1 pseudogene is annotated in these 892 nt (G+C 65.0%); it reads left to right on the top strand.

From position 1 onward, the window contains the following. A pseudogene (locus AC1DX0_RS36515) lies at window positions 1–892 on the top strand (ATP-dependent chaperone ClpB); the annotation flags it as partial.

Below are 892 nucleotides of genomic sequence, written 5' to 3'. Positions count from 1 at the left end.
GCGCGATGGATGCGTCGAACCTGTTGAAGCCGGCGCTGGCGCGCGGCGAACTGCACTGCGTCGGTGCGACCACGCTCGATGAGTACAGAAAACATGTCGAGAAGGACGCGGCACTTGCCCGCCGTTTCCAGCCGGTCTTCGTCGACGAGCCGACGGTGGAGGACACCGTTTCGATCCTGCGCGGCCTGAAGGAGAAGTATGAGCAGCACCACAAGGTGCGTATCTCCGACTCGGCGCTGGTGGCGGCGGCGAYGCTGTCCAACCGCTACATCGCCGACCGCTTCCTGCCCGACAAGGCGATCGACCTGGTCGACGAGGCCGCGTCGCGGCTCAGGATGCAGGTCGATTCCAAGCCCGAGGCACTGGACGAGATCGACCGCCGCATCATGCAGCTCAAGATCGAGCGCGAGGCGCTGAAGGTCGAGACGGACGAGGCTTCGAAGGACCGGCTCGCCCGGCTGGAAAAGGAACTTGTCGGCCTCGAGGAGGAATCGACCGAGATCACCACGAAGTGGCAGGCCGAGAAGCAGAAGCTCGGGCTCGCCGCCGACTTGAAGAAGCAGCTCGACGAGGCACGCAACGACCTCGCCATTGCCCAGCGCAAGGGTGAGTTCCAGCGCGCCGGCGAGCTTGCCTATGGCAAGATCCCGGAACTGGAAAAGAAGCTGAAGGAGGCCGAAGCCCAGGACGGCAAGGTCGGCATGGTCGAAGAAGTGGTCACGCCCGACCACGTCGCCCATATCGTCTCGCGCTGGACCGGCATTCCGGTCGACAAGATGCTGCAGGGCGAGCGCGACAAGCTGCTGCGCATGGAAGACGAGATCGGCAAGCGTGTCGTTGGCCAGGGCGAGGCGGTGCAGGCCGTTTCCAAGGCTGTACGCCGGGCCCGCGC

The sequence above is a fragment of the Mesorhizobium sp. P3_A9 genome, assembly GCF_056402975.1.
Note: the sequence above shows the minus strand (reverse complement) of the source record. Positions and strands in the feature narration are given on the sequence as shown.